The following is a 19,563-nucleotide window of genomic DNA, read 5'->3' as shown; positions in this document are numbered from 1 at the left end:
ATGGCACTAGGTAAAGCGCAAGTTAACAATCTCAATCAAGGCCAAGGTGACATTAACGCCATCGAACGCCACTTCCTTTTCATTGGTCTAGCCGGTCATGCCGATGAAGAAAGCCAGCTATTTAGCATCGGCGCGCAAACCGATATCGAGGCGAACTTTGCCGATAGCGCCTTGCGTAAACAGTTGATCGCCGCCCAGCTTAATGCCGGACAAAACTGGACAGCTGCCGTGTATCCACTCGCCGCCGATGAAAACCTATTCGACGCCATCACCGCCGCCAACGAAGTGCAAAGCTTTGAAATGGTGGTGTTCTGTGACGTCACAATCAGCGCCGCCAACTTAAGCGCCAAGCACGATTACTTAGCCAGCCTACAAGCCAGCCACGGCCGCTTTGTATCAGGCTTAGTCGCCGTTGCGGGTATCGATGTTGCCACTCAAACGTGGCCGCAGTACGAAACCGCAATGGTGACACTGCAAGCAGGTATTGCCGCGCACTTAGTCATCCCCGTACCGCAGTTACATGGCAACAACGTCGGTGTACTCGCTGGCCGCCTATGCAATCGTGCCGTCAGTATTGCCGACAGCCCGATGCGTGTCGCCACAGGTTCTGTACTCGGCCTAGGCGTTGCACCGATTGATAGCGCCGAAAAACCGCTCACGCTAGACACGCTCGAAACATTAGCCAATGCGCGCTTTAGCGTGCCGCAGTGGTATCCAGACTTAGAGGGCATCTACTGGGGAGACGGAACAACGCTCGACGCCGCAGGCGGGGATTATCAATACATTGAGCACTTACGCCCAGTGCACAAAGCCAGCCGCGAAGTGCGCATCCTCGCCATTCGCCGCATTGGTAACCGCGCGCTTAACTCCACGCCAGCCAGTATTGAGCTAAACAAAAGCTACTTTATGAAGCCGCTGCGCAACATGAGCAAAAGCACCACCATTTTAGGTACGCAGTTCCCAGGTGAAATTCAGCCGCCCCGCGACGGCGACATCACCATTGTATGGACCAGTAACAAGGCGGTAACCATTTACATGATCGTCCGTCCGTACAACAGCCCCAAAGAAATCACCGTCAACATCTTATTAGACCTAAACAGCATTTAAGGAGTCGCCACCATGTCTCGAGTTTCTGGAATGAATTACAACGTCACCGTGGGCGACACCATGATCCAAGTTGACACCTGTACCTTAACCATCACCGACAACAGCGCCGTAGTCCTAACAGGAGGCGTACCGGATGGTTGGGCAGACGGTGACGTCGCAGCCAGCGGTGAGCTAGTACTCAGTGTTAGCCAGTTTGAATTGATATCTGCCGAAGCAAAAAAGGCGGGTTCATGGCGCGCCATGCCGACGTTTGACAACATGTTTTATGCCAAGACAGCGAAAGACGAAATGAAAGTCGAAGCGTTCGGCTGTCGCTTCAAGCTAAGTGACTTACTCGACATCGACAAAAAAGGCGGCCAAGCGCAACTGATCAAACTGCCATTTGATGTGACTAGCCCGGACTTTATCCATATCGATGGCGTGCCATACCTGCGCCCTGAAGAAATCGAAAACATTAAGCAGTAAAGGCGCAATAACGAATGGATGCAGTGGATTTAGTCACCCGTGAGCAGCTACGCGCCGAGCAACGTTTCGAGCAGCACCGCAAAGCGCAAGCCGCCAAGCCAGTACCACAAAGCGCAACGGACTGCGCCGAGTGTGGCAACGACATACCAGAAGGCCGCCGCCAAGCCATCAAAGGCGTGCAACTGTGCACTGAGTGCCAAAGCCTAAGTGAGAAATGACATGAGCAAATTCAAGCAGTCGTTATTAGCCATGGGATTATCTGGTGCATTACTCACTGGCGGCGTACTCGTCGCTCAGCAAGAGGGGCTAGTGCTCGGGACGTACGTTGATCCTGTTGGAATTGTAACGGCCTGCTTCGGTCAGACGGGGCCTGAATTCGAACTAGGGCAGCGCTTTAGCGAGCAAGAATGTCTGGCGATGTTAGCCGAGGATTTGGACGTATTTGACCGCCAATTAACGAATCAAGTGCGTGTGCCGCTGACGGATAGCGAACGCGCGGCTTACCTCAGTTTTATGTACAACGTTGGCGCACAGAACTTTAGTGATTCAACACTGCGAAAAAAGTTACTGCATGGCGACCGTATTGGCGCGTGCAATGAGCTAAGTCGCTGGGTTTATGCCAAAGGCAAGAAACTACAAGGGCTTGTTAACCGCCGTGAAACTGAGCGGCAATTGTGTTTAAAGGAATTGCAGCATGTTTCAAACCATTAAAGACAACGTTGCGCTAGTTGCGATTGCCTTGCTAACCATTGTGGTGATCGCTAGCGGTGCCATGTGGGCCATTACGGCAGGCCAGTTATCGACGGCGAACGCCAACTTAGCTAATGCAGTTGCGGCTAAAACACTGCTGCAAACCGACTTAGACAACGCTACCGCAACACTTAAGGCGGCCGAGATTGAAAAGGAACAGTTACGACTTGATGCAAAGCTCACCGCTGAAACGCTCACGGTTCGCGAGCTGGGGCGTAATAAGGTTGCAACCGTATTGCAAGACGCAACGGCGAAAGCGAACGCAGTAATTGAGGACTCAACCGATGAAGCCATTAAACAATGGGCTAATGGCAGTGTGCCTAATGAGCTTAATCAGTTGCTCAAGCGCGCCGCCGATTGTGCGAACCGTCACCGTCAGCACGACGCAATATGTCACACCACCAAGCGAGCTGCTGAGCTATTGCCAAGTGCCAGATTACAGCGGCAAGACAAACAAAGAGTTATACCACTACGCGCAAGCACTGATCGCCGAAATTGCTAGATGCAACGTTGATTGGGACGCCCTGCATAAATGGATAGAGGAACACAGCAATGAGCAACGCAGTAAATAATTTTAGCGAGTTAAGTGCCCAAAAATCATTCACGCTAGCGAGCTATTTGTCGTCGTTAATCAGCACTATCGGCGGCGCATTAACACTGAATGACATTGCCATTTTAATGGGCATATTTTTAGCCATGCTGACGTTTGCGATTAACTGGTTTTACCAAGCACGGCGTGATCATAGAGAAAAAATTTTGCTACAAGCTCAGCTGGGCGCACTGCCCAGTAACAACCCACTTATTGATACAACTATGACTAAACAAAAGGAAAATGCAGCATGAAAAAGACCATCATTTTAACCATCGCCGGAACCGATTTTTCATTCAATGTCACCGCACAAGATCACGGTGATTATATGGATGCTGTCGCGCGCGGTTCGTCAATCACCGCCGCATCATACAACTTTGCGATGCGGGCCATCGACAGCAAGCAAAAAGACGACTTTAAAACCTTGTTAGATGGCGCACCAGGTGCAGAGCTGCAAATCTCTGGCGAACTTAAAGCCGAGTTCTCGCCAGTGCTGGAAATTGCCGTAAAAAAATAACCGAGCTGGTTGAGGCACTGGACCGCAACCAACTCGGGCAGATGTTAACACTGCGCAGGCATTGGCTACCGAACGAAGACGACAGCGAGGAATCACTCGCCCGCGCAGTGTGGCTACAAAAAAACCATTTTGAATCATTAGAAGTGATTACCGCCAACGGCGTAAACCGCGCCTTTAGCGGCAAATAAGGCAAAATATGAGCTCACCGCAACCGCTAATGTTCACCGTTGGGTTGATAGACCAAATCACCAAGCCGATTGCCAAAATCAGCCAAGGATTAAGCGGTCTAGCGTCCAACTACCAAGCCGGAACCATGCAAATGGCGTCAGGTATCGGTGGCATCGCGGCCAGCGGTTATGGTTTATACCAAGCCTTGCAACCTGCGTTAGAAATAGATAGAGCGCTAGGCGAAGCTAAAGGTGTTGGCGTTGCTGACTCTGCACTCAAACAAATTACTAAAACTGCAATGGATTTCTCTTTGCAGTTTGGTAAATCCAGCGTTGATGTGATTAACCATGCCGAAAAGTTACGCGGTGTATTAGGCGAAATGCCAGACCATGTATTGGCATCGGCGACTAACAGTTCTGCCGTTTTAGCTATGGCAATGAAGTCAGACGCTGACACTACCAGCAAATATTTTAAAACCCTCTATGGCAACTATGGCGGCCAAGCCAATGCCATGGGGCAGGATAAATTTATTGCCCAAATTGCAGGCATGACGGCATACGCTAAAAAGACACTTGGCACAGGAATGAGTGATCTAGAGGGCATGATTGACGGCATGCACTCATTACCTTCAACGCTAGGCGTTGCACTTGAAGAACAATTTGCCGTGTTAGCAACGCTTAATAAGTCTATGGGGCAAGGCGACGCGGTAACCCAATACACAAACTTTTTAGAAGGTGTAGCAGGGGCGCAAGAAAAATTAGGTGTAAAACTCACTGACAGCAAAGGCAATTTGCTGCCAATGATTGATGTAATTGAAAAATTAAAACCCATGATGAAAGGCATGTCGGGTATTCAAGCAAGGACATTTCTTGACGATGCTGGCTTAGGTGATGGCTCGCTAATGATCATCAATATGATGAAAAACTTAGACGGACTTAAAAGCACCATACAAGGATTTAAAAGCGTCAACGGTTTAGACCCAGCCATAGATATGGCCAAAGCCATGACAGTCCAAAGCGAACGCCTTGCCCAAAGTTGGTACGTGATCCGCGCCGCCTTCGGTAGCGCCATCTTACCCGCGTTTAATAGCTTTGTTGGCAAGATTGCCGACATGGGCACTAAGGTATTGTGGTTCACTGATATGTTCCCCAATATCACGCGCCAACTGGGTTATGTCGTGATTGGCTTTGGTGCATTGACAGCCGCTGGCGGCCTGTTCACGGTAATGATGGGCGCGGGCAAAATGGCGATGACCACATGGAACATTGTCGGAATGATCACCAGTGGTGTGTATAAAATATTAACGCTTGATCTTAGCCGGTTGTCGCGCCAAATGGCACTAATGCCATATTTTCTAAAACGGATGGCACGAACCAGCAAAATAGCCGCTGCCGCGCAGTGGGCATTGAATTTAGCTATGACAGCCAACCCAATCAGCCTAATCGTTGCAGGCGTAGCGGCGCTTATTGCCGTCGTCGGACTGGCGATTTACTACTTTGACGACCTGCGCGCCATGCTAGCGGGCACCGCATGGGGTGAGCCAATCCTGTTCGCTGTGGATGCGATAGCCGATGTATTAAAAATCCTCGGCTCTGTCGCCGTTAGCGCATTTTCATCTTGGTTCGACTACCTAAAAATCGTCTGGACAGTATTAAAACCCGTTGCCGGATTCCTGCTCGATTTGTTGGTGTTTGCGCTTAAAGTTGTTGGCGCAGTTGCGGGGGCGGTTTTTGGTGCCATCGCCTATGCCGTTGGCGGCCTTGCCACACTTATCGGTTGGTTAGTGAACACGATTTCTAGCGGCTTTTCATTCGCCTTTAACTACGTGACGGATGGCTGGGCCAATGTGATTAGCGCATTGAGCAGCATGGAATGGGTGCAAGGGTTGATCTCGGGCGCCAGCAGTGTCGGCGAGTTTTTCAGCCAACTGTGGATCAGTATTAAAGCCAGTTTTAGCGACGCATGGGGCTGGATTGTCGATAACCTCAATATGTTGCCGGGCATCGATATCGCAGTAAATCCTGTTGTTGAGCAAGTCAATGCCGCGCAAATCCCCGATGTGATCAGCCAGCATAATCAGCAAGCGGTGCCCAGCTGGATGCAACAGCATGCCGCCAATGATGCGGTAAATTATGTCTATGCTGCAGGCAACACCAACGCCAACGCATTTGCGCCAGCGCCCTTTATCCCTGACGCCGTAAAACAGCAAATTGATGTGCAGCGCACTATACCAGCGCCTTACACGCCATCGCCATTAACTCAGCAACTGAATATTGAACCCACATCCAGCCCAGCGTTGGCGAATATGATGTCACCTAAATTTAATCAGCAAATTGCCGCCAGCGCACAGGCCAACAGAACGGCCAGCAAAACGGCAAACACAGGCAAAACCATGAGCTTTGGCGATGTAGTGATCCACAACCCGCCGAAAAACTTTAGCCTTGCTGAAATCGCTGATCAACAGGAGCTAATGACCGCATGACACTCGAAAAATACAGCGACTTGCTCATTGTTGGCGGCGGCATGACCATCGACGTTGGTGCACAACCAAAGCTAACCAACACCCGCGCCAGCATTGCACAGGACGTTAAACACATGCTAATGGAGTCAGGGCTAGTCACTAAATTACTGGCACAGCGCAGCAATACCTTGCGCAACGATGTTTATACAGAAATCGAGCTGTTAATCGAAACCGACACCCGCTTAGTGCCAGGTTCAATCACCCTCGATACCCGCGATAAAACCCAGATCACAATTAACGCCACTACCTACGAATTTGGCAACATCAACACCGAGGTCAGCTATGCCGCGTCCAACCGTTAATTTTGAAAAAATATTAGCCGACCAAGGCGTGCCGATGACGAGCGATGCAGTGATAAAACTGCTTGAGGACGATGTGGTCGCGGCTAACTCGATCATTTCTAACAACAGTGCCATGAGTCCATTTTGGAAACTGTTTGCGGCGTGCGTTGTTACTCCTGTGCTATGGCTGATTAAAACCCTGTTAGCAAACCATGTTTTACCCGCCATGTTTGCCGCCACCGCTACCGAAAAGTTTTTAGCCTTAAAAGCGTGGGACGTCGGCCTAGAGCCCAAAGCGGCGGTAAAAAACCAAGGTAACATCACCTTTTTTAAAAACGACATTAACGCCGATATCATCGTCCAAGCGGGCACGATAGTGCAAACCGATAACACCTTGGGCGCTATCTATAAAGTGATTGTACTGGCTGATACTCTGATCCCCTCGGGGGTATTGTCGGCCGCCATTTTATGCGAGGCCGAAACCGCAGGCGCAGGGCACAACTTAGCAGCCGGTTATTACTACGTGTTGCCCAGTGCGCCAGCGGGTATCGAATCCGCGCGTAATGTGGGCAACTGGATAACGCGCGCAGGCGCTGACAAAGAAAAAGACGAAGAGCTAGCGTTACGTATTCGCGACCAGTTTGCCGCCGTGGGCAATTATCACATTGATGCGGTTTACCGCGCGGCCATCTCCACGTTCGCGGGTATTCGCAGTGATCTACTGTATTTTGAACATAACGCCCCGCGGGGCCCGGGCACGGCAAACTGCCATGTGATGGTTGATGTGGGCGAAACCCCGCAAAGCCTCATTGATGAGATTAACGATTACATTAACACCCAAGGCTATCACGGCCACGGTGACGACCTGCGCGCGCAAGCGATAGCCCCTGCACCTACTGACCTCAGCCTTGAATATTGGCACTCGGCTAACTTAAGCGCTGAGGATATCGCCCTATTAGCAACAGCTATGGAGTCGCGTATCCGCGCGGCATTTAGGCAGTCAAATTTATACCCCAATATCAGCCGCACCGCACCGCAGAGCGTGTTTGCGTTTTCGGTATTAAGCAGCGAATTGCATGCCGATTTAGCCACGCTGAAAAGCGTGCGCTGGGCCAATGCTGACCTAATTAACGGGCTGGAATTGCCACGCATTAACAGCCTAACCATCATCAACCGTGGGATAGCGCAATGACCGACACTAGCCCTAAATTACCCGCGTTAACCTTGCCGTGGTGGATGGATGGCAAAACCCTCGTCGCGCCAGAACAGCCGCAAGAGCCCGCCATGTTAAACGACGGTATGCAATCGTTTTGGCAACGTGTGCGCGGCTGGTTTTTATGGCTGCTGACTCAAAATGACCCGCTAACGTGCTCAGTTGAAATGCTCAATTTGCTGGCATGGGAGCGCAATGTAACCCGTTTTCGTGACGAACCATTATGGCTATACCGCAAGCGCGTCGCCTATGCCTTTGTCAATGCTAAAGACGCAGGCAGTACCCAAGGATTTATTAACATCATGGGCCGCCTTGGGGTGCCTGTACTGAGTATTGCTGAGCGCCAAACCGACCGTGATTGGGACATTATTTCGATTGAATTGGACGACAGCAAAGTCGCCAGCGCCGCCTTGCTCGGTACGATAATCCAAGATTACGGCCGCACATGCCGCCGTTATGAGTACGTATCCAATAAAGCTACTAGCCTGTTTCTTGCCGCGAGTGAGTGCAATAACGACTATCAAACATTAACCGCGAGGGCCAATTAATGGCACGTTTAACCACCATAGGCCAAAACCTGATCGCCGCTGCGGTAGGCAATGGCCCAAAACTAACAATCAGTAAATTTGTGTTTGCCAATATCCCAGGGCTAGACCACACAGCACCGGAACCCGTGGACGAACCTATGCCGCTGCTTGCCAATATTGTCTTTAGCCGCGCGCCAACTAAGGCGGGGCTATTAGATGAAAACCGTGTGACCTATAGCCAAATGATGCTGACAGACGTGGGGGATTTTTCGTTTAACTGGATAGGGCTGGTCTATACCGACCCCGTAGCCGGTGACCAGTTAGTGATGTTTGCCTATGTGCCATTAACGCAAAAAATTAAAACGCAAGGGGCATCAGCGGGTAACGTGCTCACCCGCAACATGGTGATAGAACACCTTGGCATTGCTAACGCAACGCCTGTTGTGGTGTCGGCTGAGAGTTGGATGTTTGATATCGGCGGCGAGTTAGACGCCATTAAAAACCGCACATTTAACAAGTTCGCCCATAATCCGGTTAACCATGTCTGTAGCGGTATTGCGCAACGTGAAACCGTGGTCTTTGACCAAGGGCAATCGGCAACCGTCACACTCGACGCCGCTACGCTAGTCGCGGGTGATGTTATTGAAGTGCAAAAGCTCGCTAAGCTCGGCCGCATCGACATTGTTGGCACCGTCAATATCGCCGTGCCCAATGGGGTAAGCGAGTTAAATCACTGGTTGCCAGCAGGCAAAACAGGCACGTTAATTTTTGAGTGTGTCGCGCCAAATCAACTTAGATATGCAGGGGGTTTTTAATGGACTTAAGTCAATTAATCGGCGGCGGAAAATATTTAAAGAGGCTGAATCAAGTTAGCGTGGTGCAACAGTTTGATAAGAATGACTATCCAAGCATCTTACCCGCTAATGAATGGGCAGAGGTTTTATCATTGACAGGCAAGCACGTTATCGAAAATGTCGCATATATGTTTAATGTTGGAAACTTTATTAAATATGTCATCGACGGAGTGGAATCCATCACTCATAGCGGACTGCAGGGGAGAGATATTGCAGTGATTGGCACAGGATATAGCGATTATATGACCGCTTTCAAAACGCCAGACACCCCTCAATATTGCAAACAATCTTTTAAAATATTGATATATAGAGCACGAAGCGAAACTAGCTACATTGAGTTTTCTGCACGTTATTCACAAGTTTCAGTTGAAAATATGGATTAGCCAATGAACATCATAAATAGACTATTTCTGCTGAATGACGAGAATCAGCGGATAAGAGAATTAATTGAACGACCTACTGATAATAAAATTAAGTACGAAGAGGTCAGAATTGAAATCCACATAAACAGTGCTGGTAATACTACTGAAATAGAAACGCACTCTGCAATTCGATTCGGGCAGTCATTTGAACAGCCAGCGCCTATTGAGATATCAATATCATCAGTGACAGGTGCACTAATGAGCAGCAGCGACTTTACTCACATTACATGCAGTGAGCTAACAAATATCATTGTTAAAGGTAATGTTGCTGTCAACGATAGAACATTTTCGATGCCGATTCGTCGTGACGATGGCCGCCTGATCTTATTCCCTGTGACTGTGGTTAATGGTGAGTTTGAGGCCGTGCTCAATTTTCCCACATCGGGGCAATACAGCTATAGCGACATTGAGGCCAATATCGATTTGCCGCCAAATACCTTTACCGTGGCACCGATTAAACTCGATGTGCTCAGGCAGACTATTTAATGGCATGGGTTAACACTAGCGCCAGTTGGCCGCCATCAGCTAGCAATATCAGTAACGCGGCCGACTCGGTATTAAACCAAGTCGGTTCTGCTATGGCGCAAGCCGTTGCCAGAGTCGCCGCGAACGTGGATAACGTCAGCTACAGCCGCCACGATTTAAGCGATGATGCGCAGGCATTATTAAGCCTACGTACGGCGCTTAATGATCTGACTGTGATGGGCAATATCCTCACAGTGACCCCGAGCGTGTTTGGTTTGGGTAATGAGGGCAATTTGTCGGGACAAGCGGCGATTGATGCGATAGCGAAAAAACTCACTGACCACGCCGATCGCCATTTACCCGTGACGCAGACCCACGCCTTAGTGTTGTTATTGAGCGCACCCTCACCAGCGCAGCTGCTTAGCCAGTTAACACCCATTTGCAGCTTATTAGCCTTGCCATCGCTATTAGCGTATCAACGCCAACTGAAAAAAATGCTGACTTTAACCGATGATAAAATGCAGCAGATGATCCCCGCTATCGCGCCGCGCTGGAAACAAGCGCAAGCCTTGAATTATCAGCCATTACGCAGCGCTGCCAGCTTAATGGGCCAGCAGCTGGCGCAATTGGAATCATTAAGTGATGACCGTACGCCACCCCTTGCCAAACTGAGTGCGTTAGCCGCCAAGCGAACGGCGATGTTAAACGAATTAAACACCGCGCTGACGGAGATAAAGCAGGTTGCGGCTAACATTTGGCGCTTTGACTATGCAGGCAATGCCACTCAATTGGCCGCTGCACTCAAGGCGCAGCCAGCGCCAATCAATAATCCGGTCAGTGTGGCGTTAGTGATCTGCAGCGAGCAACCGCTGTTATTTATTCGGGAGCTATTGCCATGAGCCAAATCGCACTTGATGGCGAACTGATAAACTTACGTAGCTGTAAAATTGAGCTGTCGATGCAACTGGCTGAACAAGATATGTCGGGGCAGACATCAGCAACGGGCAGCAGCGAGCAGGGCGACAAAGCCAAGGAGCTAAAAGTCACCGGCTTAATCCCCTTTACTGACGATGCGCAATTATCTCGCCTATTTGAATTGGCCGTTGCCAAAGATGGTGCAGGTAATCGAGTGATCATGCGGATTGGCTCAGATTTAGCCCGTGTGGTTAAAATCCGCCAAGTAAAGTTTTTTGGCACGATTTCGGCGCCAGAACACCCCACATTGATGGCGTGGAATGTGAGTTTTCAGCTAAGAGAATATTTGAGTATTCCTGAAGTGGCCGAACAGCGCCAACCTCAGGCCGCCGCCAATACCGGACAAAGTAGCGAGCAAACCGCCAGCGTGATCCCAACTGCCGCGATAACCGACGCACCGCCACAGGTAGAGCTATCGTCATTTGAGAAACTGTTAAAAGGTATCGATAACAGCATAGGCGCGCCAGCATGAAATTAACCAAACGCCTCACCATTGGCACTGACGTGCGCGAACTGATTTCGCACCATATTGTTTTAGAATTGTCAGCAGGCGGGCGCGGCATTATTACCGCTAAAGGTGACATTAACAAAGGCCAACTAGTTAGCCTAGATATTGGTTATAACAATCAATTAGTGCGCTATTTTACGGGCTATGTGAGCAAGTCAACACCAGCAGCAACGGGTACAACGCGGGTGATGGTGCGCGAGCTGGCGGGGATTTTAGCCGAGCGCTATCCGCTATCGATGCAGCATGCCACTTACCGAAAAGTACTCACTCAGCTAGCGCATGATACTGGCTTAAGTTTTGTTATCCCTGAAGCGGCCGAGTATGTCGATAAACCCATTGCTAATTTTACGTCGCAGGGCAGTGGCTACCAGTTACTCAAAAACCTATTTCGTGCGTTTAATGTGCCTGACGGGGTTTGGTATCAGCAGCAAGACGGCCAAATCTTTGCGGGTAGCTATCAGGATAGCCGCTGGGCAACGAGGCCTGTTGATATTCCTAGCGATGTCAGCCAATCGCAAACCAATAACAGCTGGACATTATTGGCAATGCCCGCCATGCGCCCAGGTGCATTAGTGAATAGCAACCGAGTGAATCAAGTCGAGCTGATCGGCGACACGATGAATATCACATGGTTAGCACAAAACGCCGATAATTCGCAGTTAGCGCGCCAGATTAAAGCCGCATTCCCTGAGATTGCAGGCGGTTATCATCTGCCAAGGTTTGCGAAAGTGGTGGCGATATCAGACCGTGCAACCGCTGGCGATATCAATAACCCATTTCGCCCGCGCTATGCGGTTGATGTGCAGCTGCTCGACGAAAACGGCGAGAGCGACATTGATGTGCCAGTTTATAAAGCCATGCCGTTGCCTGTGATGTTTGCCGGAACTGAGCAAGGTTTGATGCAATACCCCGTCGACGGAACGCTAGTTGAGGTGGGTTTTGCCTACGGTAGACCAGACCAACCATTTATCAGAACCGTGCTCGGCACAGATTGGACGCTACCCGATATTGAGCCAGGCGAACAATTGCAACAGCAACGTGCCGAAGTATTTGAGCGCACCGACACAGTAGGCAATCAAACGCGCGCGACTGACCAGCATCAAGCCGACATCGCGTATCAGAAACTTATCGAGGCTGACGAGTATCTGGCAAGAGTTGGATCATCGGTCATCGATGTAAAACAGCATTCAATCGAAACCATTGGCGGAAAGAAACTGATTGAAGCACTCGGCGCAATCGAACTGCTCGCCGCCGATGATTTATCGCTCGGCTCACTCGGCAATATGCACGTCACCACCGCAGGCGAGTTAATCGAAGTGATCGGCAAGTTACGGCATTCGGTAGCATTCGAGTTGCAACGATTTGAAGCTGCAACGCATTGGGTTGGTACAGACAGCATCAACATTTATGAATTACTCGACCAACTCATGCAGTGCGTTTCATCACTCGCGGATCATTGCGCAAACCATACTCATCTATATGACAAGTCTAACGTGGGCCCAACGCCGACCAAGAAGCCAGACCTAACCAGCAGCATGAGCGCACGCAGTAGTCACGCAAACCAATTGCATACAACCATTAACCCATTACTAGCCAGCTAAGCATCAAGCCAACACCAGACACATAGCCTTGCAATGCAGGGCTTTTTGTTATCTGCAGCAAAGCCACTCGCATCTATATCGAGTAAAGACGCCGCCGACTATGTTGGCCACGTCATCAAATCATCGCCACACAAACACCAGCACCGACCATTTACGCCACGGAATCCAGCGCCACACAGATTCCACGACACGAAATCCGCACTCTTCCTCACCCTCCTGCGGGCTTTGTATGTTAATTTTTTTTCAGTTTTAGTTTATTGCAGTTCATAGGCGCAGCCAGCGCCATTCCTAGGGGTTTTAAAGGATCGAAGATCTGAAATGATCGCGGTTTATTTCACTGTTTTACAGTTCCATACAGCGCGTTTGGTGATGGTGTAAAATATCTAAGTATTGATTTAATAGGGTTTTACGTGGATTCCGTGGGGTTTTTATGAATGATGAGGAAATATTGAAAAAGATCTAAGCAAGAATAATCAACAACTTAAGACGATCAAAAACTGAAATGAAAAACGCATGTTGTGACGAACCAACCAGCGCGATATTATCGAGTCACAATTAAAAAGCTCTGTCGCCACTTTGTCGCCATCAGTAGTTTTTGAAGGGAAAATAAATCAAGTGTTAATTTGTTCATCATCTTGTTTTTATTAGTTAAATATTACAGTTATTAAGCAGAGCGAAATAAGCAGTATGAATATAACTTACAATTTAAAACCTGCGTCCGAGCGCCGTACTGAGCAATTCAAGCCCGAGGGGAATGTGGGCTTTGGTAGCCTCAGAACCGATCATATGTTTTTGATGGATTATCATGATGGACAATGGTGCGATCCGCGCATCGTTCCTTATGGACCATTTGAAATGGCACCGGGTGCAATGGCGTTGCATTATGGCCAGTCGATCTTCGAAGGCGCGAAAGCCTTTATGCACGAAGATGGCGAGATTTATACTTTCCGCATTAATAAGAATGCTGAGCGGATGAATCGCTCCGCCGATATCGTCTGTATTCCCAATATCGATGAACAAATGCAGATGGATGCGATCAATGCGTTGATCGATGTCGATCGCCTCTGGTTCCCGATGCAAGAAGGCGCGTGTCTGTATATTCGTCCTTTTATTTTTGCGACCGAAGACCGCCTCTCTGTGAGCCCAAGTTCGCGTTATACCTTCTGTGTTGTGTTAAGCCCAAGTGGCGCTTATTACGCGGCTGGCGTGAACAAAGGTATACGCTTACTGATCAGCAAAACTTTCCATCGTGCAGTATCGGGTGGCACTGGCGCCTCAAAAGCCGCGGGTAACTATGCGGCTTCGTTGCGTGCGGGTAAAGCGGCGGCAGCCTTTGGTGCATCGCAAGTGCTATATCTCGATTCAACCAATCAACAGATTGAAGAAGCGGGCGCGATGAACCATTTCCACATTCTGAAAGATGGCACTGTGATTATTCCAACCTTCACAGATACTATTTTGAAGTCGATCACCTCGCAATCCATTATGGAATTGGGTGAGATGCTCGGTTGTGAAGTGCGCCAAGAGACTGTCATGCTTGATAAATTTATCGCTGATATTGAATCTGGTGAAATTATCGAGGCGGGTGGTTTTGGGACGGCGGCCGTGGTTTCTGCTGTGGGCTCCTACATTTTTGAAGATGGCCATGTTGTCACTGTCGGTAATGGTGAAGTGGGCGAGCATGTTCAGCGCATCTATAAACTGTATACCGAAATCCAAAAGGGCCATATTAAAGGTCCTGAAGGCTGGGTTAAGCGTGTTGAACGTTTAGCAAAGTAAGGAATTTGTGATGATGTTTAAAGGCTCCTAGGAGCCTTTTTTATTGGCTGTTTTTGTCGATAATGCCTTAAATCAAAGTGGCTGTGGCTTAGATTGATTTTTGAGTAAGGTTAAACAATCTTCGGCATTTAAGGGTTTACTCAGTAAAAAACCTTGTACTTGATCGCAACCTTGCATCGCCAAGAAGTTGAGCTGTTCTTGGGTCTCTACGCCTTCGGCGACGACATTCAGTTCTAAGCTGTGAGCGAGGGCAATAATGGCGCTGGTGATGGCGGCATCGTCGGGATCGTTGGTGATGTCTCTGACAAATTCTCGATCGATTTTGAGTGTGTCTATCGGGAAGCGTTTGAGATAGCTTAGGCTCGAATAACCCGTCCCAAAATCATCCACGGCTATGGTCAATCCTAGGGCCTTGAGTTTAGATAGGATGCTGACCGACTCCTGCGGATTGCCCATGATCATTGATTCAGTAAGCTCAAGCTCAAGGGATTGAGCCGGGAGACCTGATACGGCTAAAGCGACTTCGATGGTGGAGATAATGTCCGCCTTCAGTTGGCGAGCCGATAGGTTGACGGCGATAGTGATCCCGTTAAATCCTAGGCTATTCCATTCGGCTAATTGCTGGCAGGCGTGGTTGATCACCCAATGGCCAATTTGAGTGATGATACCCGTTTCTTCCGCCAGTGGAATAAATTCCACAGGTGAAATAGGACCAAGTTCAGTGTGATACCAACGTAAAAGTGCTTCCAGTCCTGTGAGTGAACCATCTCGTAAACAGAATTTAGGTTGATAAACTAAGCTTAGTTCTTTGCGTTGGATAGCTTCCTTTAAACCACTTTCGAGTTGTACATGACGGGTGGCGATTTCATTTAACTTAGAGGTATAAAACTGAAAGTTATTTCGACCTGATGATTTTGCGTGGTACATGGCGGTATCGGCAAATTTAATCAGTGAGTCGGCATTGTCCGCATCGTTAGGGTATAAGCTGATACCTATTGAGGTCGAAATGGTCAGCGTTTTATCGTCCAATAGGAAGGGCGTTTGGAATGCTCTGAGTACTTTTTCTGAGATCAGGGTTGCGGCTTTTGTTTTCGCAACACCTTCTAAAATAATAGTAAATTCATCGCCACCTAAGCGTGCGACAGTATCGCCATCACGCACTGCATTTTGCAGTCGTCTTGCCACGGCTTTCAGTAACAAATCCCCGACATGATGACCCATAGAGTCGTTGATATGTTTAAAGCGGTCGAGGTCTAAGAACAGCAAGGCAACGATATTATTCGCTCTGTGCGCTTGAGTAATCGCGTGGTTGAGCCTGTCTTGAAATAAAGTTCGGTTCGGTAAGCCAGTTAATGTGTCGAAGCTGGCGAGGAAACGCAGATCTTCTTCGGCTTTTTTCCGCTCTGTGATGTCAGTAAATACTGCAACGAAGTGACTGGTTTCGCCTTTGATATCGATCACTTGGTTGATTTCAAGCCAGACTAAAATGGCCTGACGTTGTTTATTGCGGATCCACAGTTCTCCTACCCAATGTTTGTGACGCAGTAGCTGTTGTTCAATTGTATTGAACAACTCCCGCTGTTGGCGACTAAAGGCTAAGTGAATGAAATGCCTGTCGGTTATTTGGCGTTCTGTGTACCCTGTAATGGCACAAAATGCTGGGTTGACCGAACGAATTCGATAGTTTAATCCTCCCACTACAACGGCTTCGTTCATACTGTTGAGCACTTGTGATGACAGTACTAACTCGTTTTCAATCAGTTTGCGCGAGGTAATGTTACGATTGGTCCCTGTCATGCGGATCGGATTATCTAGGCTGTCTTTTTCCACCACTTTACCGCGGTCTAAAATCCATACCCAATTACCGGGGGAGCGTTCGACTCGGTACTATGCTTCGAAGAAAGGCGAACGACCTTGAAGGTGTTCGTTAAGCTCAAATTTGAATCTTTCCCTATCCTCTGAGTGCATGCTCTCATGGGCTATATTGCTGCTATTCCAATGGGGGACTGAAGAATCCATATTGGTACGATAGACGCGATTTTCTGGTATGTTCCAGTCCCACATGCCATCGCCAGAGGCCCAAAGTGCAAGTTTGAGTCGCTCCTCTGAGGCGCGGATACTGGTTTCAAATTCGCGCTGTTGCTGGCGTTTTCTTTTACGCCAGATAATGATCCAAGCCAACAGCCATAGAGAGAGCAAGCTGTAGAGGGCGTAGGCGAACTGAGTTCGATAGAAGGGCGCTTGTACATGAAGATCGACAGACAGGGCGTAGTCACCTTGAGTGTTGTATTGCAGCCCATGGCGAACATGCAGTTGGTAGTGACCAGGGTTAATATTGGTGAAGGTGATTTCATTACCTGTGGGGAGCTCATGCCACTCGTTATCAAATCCCTCAAGAAAGTAGCTGAAGCGGTTTTTACCCGTATAGCTGAAATCCAATGAGGTCACCTCAAAACTGATCAGCTGATCGCTATAGTCCATTACTATGCTAGGTGGATGGCTCAAATCGAGAATAGTGTGCCCTTTACCCGCAATACTATAGCCAGTGAGTGCGACTTTAACATCGGGTCGTTGATCTGGAATTGACTTTGGATTGAAACGATTTATGCCATTAATGCCACCAAACCAGAGATCGCCATCGCTGTCTTCAAGTTTTACGCCACCGTTAAACTCCAGTGCTTGTAGCCCTTCTTGCTCATTAAATATGATGACACGATTGGTTTTAGGATTGAGCTTTCCTATCCCCGCATTACTACTAAACCAAATGTTGTGTTCTTGATCCTCGAGTAAGGCATAGATGGTATCACTTGGTAATCCCTGATTGCGGGTATAGTGGCTAAAACCTGCATCAGTCTCTTGGGACGGTAACTTGCCGATCCCACCATGGGTGGCAAACCATACCTCGCCCGACTTTGTGACTAAAATATCGCGGACACGGTTGTTGATCAGGCTGTTTTTGTCTGAGGATTGATGGAAGTAGGATTTACCTGTGCCTGTTTTCATATCCAGTTTAAGTAGGCCATCGAGAGTACCTATCCATAGCGTGTCTTTGTGTGTTCTGAGGATTAAAAACTGGTTTTGTGCTGGATAGAAATTATCAATATGCGCCAATGAGATAAAAGTAAATTCATCGGTATCTATCGCCTTACGGTAGAGGGCATTGGTTGTTGCCACCCAGAGGCGACCTTGCTCATCAATATCTAAACTACGGATATAATTGGTTTCTGAGCCTTGATCAGTGCGTTCTGTCACCTTGAGTAACTGGAAGTGGCCATCTAGCGCCAGTCGACCTAGCCCATAGTTAGTGGCAAACCAAAGCACGCCATTTTTGTCTTGGTCTATATCTCGCAGGATAAGATTCAAGTTGCGTTGATGCATCCCTAAGGCGTTAGCAAAGAGCTCCGTGTAGTGTTCATATTTTCCATTGGCTAACATGCGTTTAAGCCCAGCACCTTCGGTGCCTATCCATAGCGCATTATCTTGGCTGCGGAACAAGGTGCGAATGTTGTTACTTTGTTGCGACAGGTTAGGGGTGGATTCGTAAATATGCTGAAAATACTGACGACGGGTATTAATTTTATCCAGACCAGAATAACTGGCACCTAACCATAAATTGCCAAAGGGATCTTGCAGTAAGCTCAGTATGTTATTTTCACTAATACTGTTGGTACGCTTAGGATCATACCTGTGGTAAGTCGCAGTAAATGCCTTATCGTTTCTCTCGAGTTGAATAAGACCGGCTTCTGGCCCAACAACCCAAAAGTCACCCTGCTCAGTTTGGATAAAATCTTTAATGTAAGGCACATTATCGTCTGTCTGCCAGAGGATTTCGCCCTGTTGTGAGGCCAAGTTGTAATGCCATAATTGCTCTCCCAGAGCTAAAGTGATCGCATTAGCGGAATGTGCCCTAATTTGATGTGCAGTGAGATTCTGCGGGACATTTAAGCGAGTGATAGTATTGGCACTGACAGCAAAGGTGCCGCTATCTTGTGTTCCTGCCAGAAGGTAAGTGTCTTCAACATTGGCTAAGCTGGTGATGTGGGGTTGAACACTATTACCTAAGTTTACTTGGGTAATGCGTTTGGTTTTGGTCGATAGGGAAAATAGTCCTGCTTTAGTACCAATCCAGAGTGTATTGCCTACAACGCTGAGTTTGGTTGTGCGCGGATCGGTAAGCCCTTGTTCTTGGCCAAAGTGTTCAAAGGTCCCTGTGCTCAAATCGAGTCGATTTACCCCTTGGCTGAAAGTCGAAACCCAGATATTACCTTCTGAGTCTTGAATAATGTCAGATACATAGCTCTCAGAAATACTCCTCGGATCATTGGGTGAATGGGGGAAAATATTGAAGCTGTGACCGTTATAAGCATGCAAACCATCTTGAGTGCCAATCCATAACATACCTGCATTATCCATAAATAGGCTAGTAATCGTATTTTGGGTAAGGCCATCTTCACTGCGAATATGTTCAAATTTAAGCTGTGTGGAAGCCGCGCTCAATGGTTGAGCTAATCCATTGCACGAGATCCCCCACAAACTTAGGATAAAAAGCGTACTTAACATTAGCTTGTGGATTAGTTGACTCAAATTTTCCCCTACCAAAAACGGACCCATCCTGATTAGGTTTCTATTTAGTTTAGTTCTTAGCCTAGACCTTACATGCCATTTTGCTGTAAAAATGCGACTTAAATTGCTGACTTGGTTTAAAAATAACCAAAATCGATGGGCGTGATTCTGTAATAGATCATGCAATATATTAACTGTACCGTTTTACTGCCAATATTCTTTTTATGACGAGTTTGTATTCTGGCGTTTTTGCTAAAG

General features: G+C 48.3%; 19 protein-coding genes and 1 pseudogene. 19 read left to right on the top strand and 1 reads right to left on the bottom strand.

Annotated features, from left to right (window positions below; translation table 11 throughout):
* The 19 genes from L5M49_RS10580 to L5M49_RS10490 all read left to right on the top strand — a co-directional run bounded on the left by L5M49_RS10580 (position 1) and on the right by L5M49_RS10490 (position 14,742).
* Complete coding sequence (locus L5M49_RS10580; protein ID WP_263266020.1) at positions 1-1,107, top strand: DUF2586 domain-containing protein; 1,107 nt, start codon at positions 1-3, stop codon at positions 1,105-1,107.
* 12 nt (positions 1,108-1,119) lie between these two features.
* Positions 1,120-1,572, top strand: a complete 453-nt coding sequence (locus tag L5M49_RS10575; protein WP_263266019.1) for a DUF2597 family protein — start codon at positions 1,120-1,122, stop codon at positions 1,570-1,572.
* A gap of 14 nt (positions 1,573-1,586) precedes the next feature.
* The gene (locus L5M49_RS10570; RefSeq protein WP_263266018.1) at positions 1,587-1,790 is read left to right on the top strand and encodes a TraR/DksA C4-type zinc finger protein; all 204 of its coding nucleotides are present in this window, start codon (positions 1,587-1,589) and stop codon (positions 1,788-1,790) included.
* 1 nt (position 1,791) lies between these two features.
* Positions 1,792-2,283 (top strand): lysozyme, encoded by a 492-nt coding sequence (locus L5M49_RS10565; RefSeq protein WP_263266017.1) that lies wholly within the window; start codon positions 1,792-1,794, stop codon positions 2,281-2,283.
* A gap of 323 nt (positions 2,284-2,606) precedes the next feature.
* Entirely contained in the window at positions 2,607-2,894 is a 288-nt protein-coding gene (gene lysC, locus L5M49_RS25335) for an Rz1-like lysis system protein LysC (RefSeq protein ID WP_411569103.1), read from the top strand.
* Entirely contained in the window at positions 2,875-3,165 is a 291-nt protein-coding gene (locus L5M49_RS10555; RefSeq protein ID WP_263266014.1) for a phage holin family protein, read from the top strand. Before lysC ends, L5M49_RS10555 begins: the two co-directional genes overlap by 20 nt.
* On the top strand, positions 3,162-3,428 hold the full coding sequence (locus L5M49_RS10550; RefSeq protein ID WP_263266013.1) for a putative phage tail assembly chaperone: 267 nt from the start codon (positions 3,162-3,164) through the stop codon (positions 3,426-3,428). Before L5M49_RS10555 ends, L5M49_RS10550 begins: the two co-directional genes overlap by 4 nt.
* Positions 3,429-3,469: 41 nt before the next feature.
* Positions 3,470-3,616: a DUF6890 family protein gene (locus tag L5M49_RS10545; RefSeq protein WP_263266012.1), complete on the top strand. Its 147-nt coding sequence runs from the start codon at positions 3,470-3,472 to the stop codon at positions 3,614-3,616.
* An 8-nt stretch (positions 3,617-3,624) separates the two neighbouring features.
* The gene (locus L5M49_RS10540) at positions 3,625-6,078 is read left to right on the top strand and encodes a phage tail tape measure protein (protein WP_263266011.1); all 2,454 of its coding nucleotides are present in this window, start codon (positions 3,625-3,627) and stop codon (positions 6,076-6,078) included.
* A complete protein-coding gene (locus L5M49_RS10535) occupies positions 6,075-6,419 on the top strand; it encodes a DUF2590 family protein (RefSeq protein ID WP_263266010.1) in 345 nt (114 codons plus the stop codon). Before L5M49_RS10540 ends, L5M49_RS10535 begins: the two co-directional genes overlap by 4 nt.
* Complete coding sequence (locus L5M49_RS10530) at positions 6,400-7,590, top strand: baseplate J/gp47 family protein (RefSeq protein WP_263266009.1); 1,191 nt, start codon at positions 6,400-6,402, stop codon at positions 7,588-7,590. Before L5M49_RS10535 ends, L5M49_RS10530 begins: the two co-directional genes overlap by 20 nt.
* Positions 7,587-8,159, top strand: a complete 573-nt coding sequence (locus tag L5M49_RS10525) for a phage tail protein (RefSeq protein WP_263266008.1) — start codon at positions 7,587-7,589, stop codon at positions 8,157-8,159. Before L5M49_RS10530 ends, L5M49_RS10525 begins: the two co-directional genes overlap by 4 nt.
* Positions 8,159-8,953, top strand: a complete 795-nt coding sequence (locus L5M49_RS10520) for a phage tail protein (RefSeq protein WP_263266007.1) — start codon at positions 8,159-8,161, stop codon at positions 8,951-8,953. Before L5M49_RS10525 ends, L5M49_RS10520 begins: the two co-directional genes overlap by 1 nt.
* A complete protein-coding gene (locus L5M49_RS10515; protein WP_263266006.1) occupies positions 8,953-9,375 on the top strand; it encodes a hypothetical protein in 423 nt (140 codons plus the stop codon). Before L5M49_RS10520 ends, L5M49_RS10515 begins: the two co-directional genes overlap by 1 nt.
* Positions 9,376-9,378: 3 nt before the next feature.
* Positions 9,379-9,900 (top strand): hypothetical protein, encoded by a 522-nt coding sequence (locus tag L5M49_RS10510; protein ID WP_263266005.1) that lies wholly within the window; start codon positions 9,379-9,381, stop codon positions 9,898-9,900.
* Positions 9,900-10,778 carry a hypothetical protein gene (locus L5M49_RS10505; protein WP_263266004.1) on the top strand — a complete coding sequence of 293 codons (879 nt, stop codon included), beginning with the start codon at positions 9,900-9,902 and terminating at the stop codon, positions 10,776-10,778. The genes L5M49_RS10510 and L5M49_RS10505 overlap by 1 nt, the downstream gene beginning before the upstream one ends.
* Positions 10,775-11,326 (top strand): DNA-binding protein, encoded by a 552-nt coding sequence (locus tag L5M49_RS10500; RefSeq protein WP_263266003.1) that lies wholly within the window; start codon positions 10,775-10,777, stop codon positions 11,324-11,326. Before L5M49_RS10505 ends, L5M49_RS10500 begins: the two co-directional genes overlap by 4 nt.
* Positions 11,323-12,963 carry a hypothetical protein gene (locus tag L5M49_RS10495; RefSeq protein ID WP_263266002.1) on the top strand — a complete coding sequence of 547 codons (1,641 nt, stop codon included), beginning with the start codon at positions 11,323-11,325 and terminating at the stop codon, positions 12,961-12,963. Before L5M49_RS10500 ends, L5M49_RS10495 begins: the two co-directional genes overlap by 4 nt.
* A 687-nt stretch (positions 12,964-13,650) precedes the next feature.
* Positions 13,651-14,742, top strand: a complete 1,092-nt coding sequence (locus L5M49_RS10490; protein WP_263266001.1) for a branched-chain amino acid aminotransferase — start codon at positions 13,651-13,653, stop codon at positions 14,740-14,742.
* A gap of 72 nt (positions 14,743-14,814) precedes the next feature.
* Here L5M49_RS10490 and L5M49_RS10485 read toward each other — a convergent pair.
* Positions 14,815-19,341, bottom strand: a pseudogene (locus tag L5M49_RS10485) (EAL domain-containing protein).
* Between the last annotated feature and the right edge of the window lie 222 nt (positions 19,342-19,563).

Origin of the sequence: Shewanella sp. SM74 (assembly GCF_025653725.1) — a bacterium.
GTDB lineage: Bacteria > Pseudomonadota > Gammaproteobacteria > Enterobacterales > Shewanellaceae > Shewanella > Shewanella oncorhynchi.
The sequence above is the reverse complement of the archived record's forward strand: the minus strand, read 5'-3'. Positions and strand labels throughout refer to the sequence as shown.

What these genes read in the sequence shown, in the direction of transcription:
- L5M49_RS10580 (WP_263266020.1), top strand. Translation starts at nt 1, where the DNA reads ATGGCACTAGGTAAAGCGCAAGTTAACAATCTCAATCAAGGCCAAGGT.
- L5M49_RS10575 (WP_263266019.1), top strand. Translation starts at nt 1,120, where the DNA reads ATGTCTCGAGTTTCTGGAATGAATTACAACGTCACCGTGGGCGACACC.
- L5M49_RS10570 (WP_263266018.1), top strand. Translation starts at nt 1,587, where the DNA reads ATGGATGCAGTGGATTTAGTCACCCGTGAGCAGCTACGCGCCGAGCAA.
- L5M49_RS10565 (WP_263266017.1), top strand. Translation starts at nt 1,792, where the DNA reads ATGAGCAAATTCAAGCAGTCGTTATTAGCCATGGGATTATCTGGTGCA.
- lysC (WP_411569103.1), top strand. Translation starts at nt 2,607, where the DNA reads ATGAAGCCATTAAACAATGGGCTAATGGCAGTGTGCCTAATGAGCTTA.
- L5M49_RS10555 (WP_263266014.1), top strand. Translation starts at nt 2,875, where the DNA reads ATGAGCAACGCAGTAAATAATTTTAGCGAGTTAAGTGCCCAAAAATCA.
- L5M49_RS10550 (WP_263266013.1), top strand. Translation starts at nt 3,162, where the DNA reads ATGAAAAAGACCATCATTTTAACCATCGCCGGAACCGATTTTTCATTC.
- L5M49_RS10545 (WP_263266012.1), top strand. Translation starts at nt 3,470, where the DNA reads ATGTTAACACTGCGCAGGCATTGGCTACCGAACGAAGACGACAGCGAG.
- L5M49_RS10540 (WP_263266011.1), top strand. Translation starts at nt 3,625, where the DNA reads ATGAGCTCACCGCAACCGCTAATGTTCACCGTTGGGTTGATAGACCAA.
- L5M49_RS10535 (WP_263266010.1), top strand. Translation starts at nt 6,075, where the DNA reads ATGACACTCGAAAAATACAGCGACTTGCTCATTGTTGGCGGCGGCATG.
- L5M49_RS10530 (WP_263266009.1), top strand. Translation starts at nt 6,400, where the DNA reads ATGCCGCGTCCAACCGTTAATTTTGAAAAAATATTAGCCGACCAAGGC.
- L5M49_RS10525 (WP_263266008.1), top strand. Translation starts at nt 7,587, where the DNA reads ATGACCGACACTAGCCCTAAATTACCCGCGTTAACCTTGCCGTGGTGG.
- L5M49_RS10520 (WP_263266007.1), top strand. Translation starts at nt 8,159, where the DNA reads ATGGCACGTTTAACCACCATAGGCCAAAACCTGATCGCCGCTGCGGTA.
- L5M49_RS10515 (WP_263266006.1), top strand. Translation starts at nt 8,953, where the DNA reads ATGGACTTAAGTCAATTAATCGGCGGCGGAAAATATTTAAAGAGGCTG.
- L5M49_RS10510 (WP_263266005.1), top strand. Translation starts at nt 9,379, where the DNA reads ATGAACATCATAAATAGACTATTTCTGCTGAATGACGAGAATCAGCGG.
- L5M49_RS10505 (WP_263266004.1), top strand. Translation starts at nt 9,900, where the DNA reads ATGGCATGGGTTAACACTAGCGCCAGTTGGCCGCCATCAGCTAGCAAT.
- L5M49_RS10500 (WP_263266003.1), top strand. Translation starts at nt 10,775, where the DNA reads ATGAGCCAAATCGCACTTGATGGCGAACTGATAAACTTACGTAGCTGT.
- L5M49_RS10495 (WP_263266002.1), top strand. Translation starts at nt 11,323, where the DNA reads ATGAAATTAACCAAACGCCTCACCATTGGCACTGACGTGCGCGAACTG.
- L5M49_RS10490 (WP_263266001.1), top strand. Translation starts at nt 13,651, where the DNA reads ATGAATATAACTTACAATTTAAAACCTGCGTCCGAGCGCCGTACTGAG.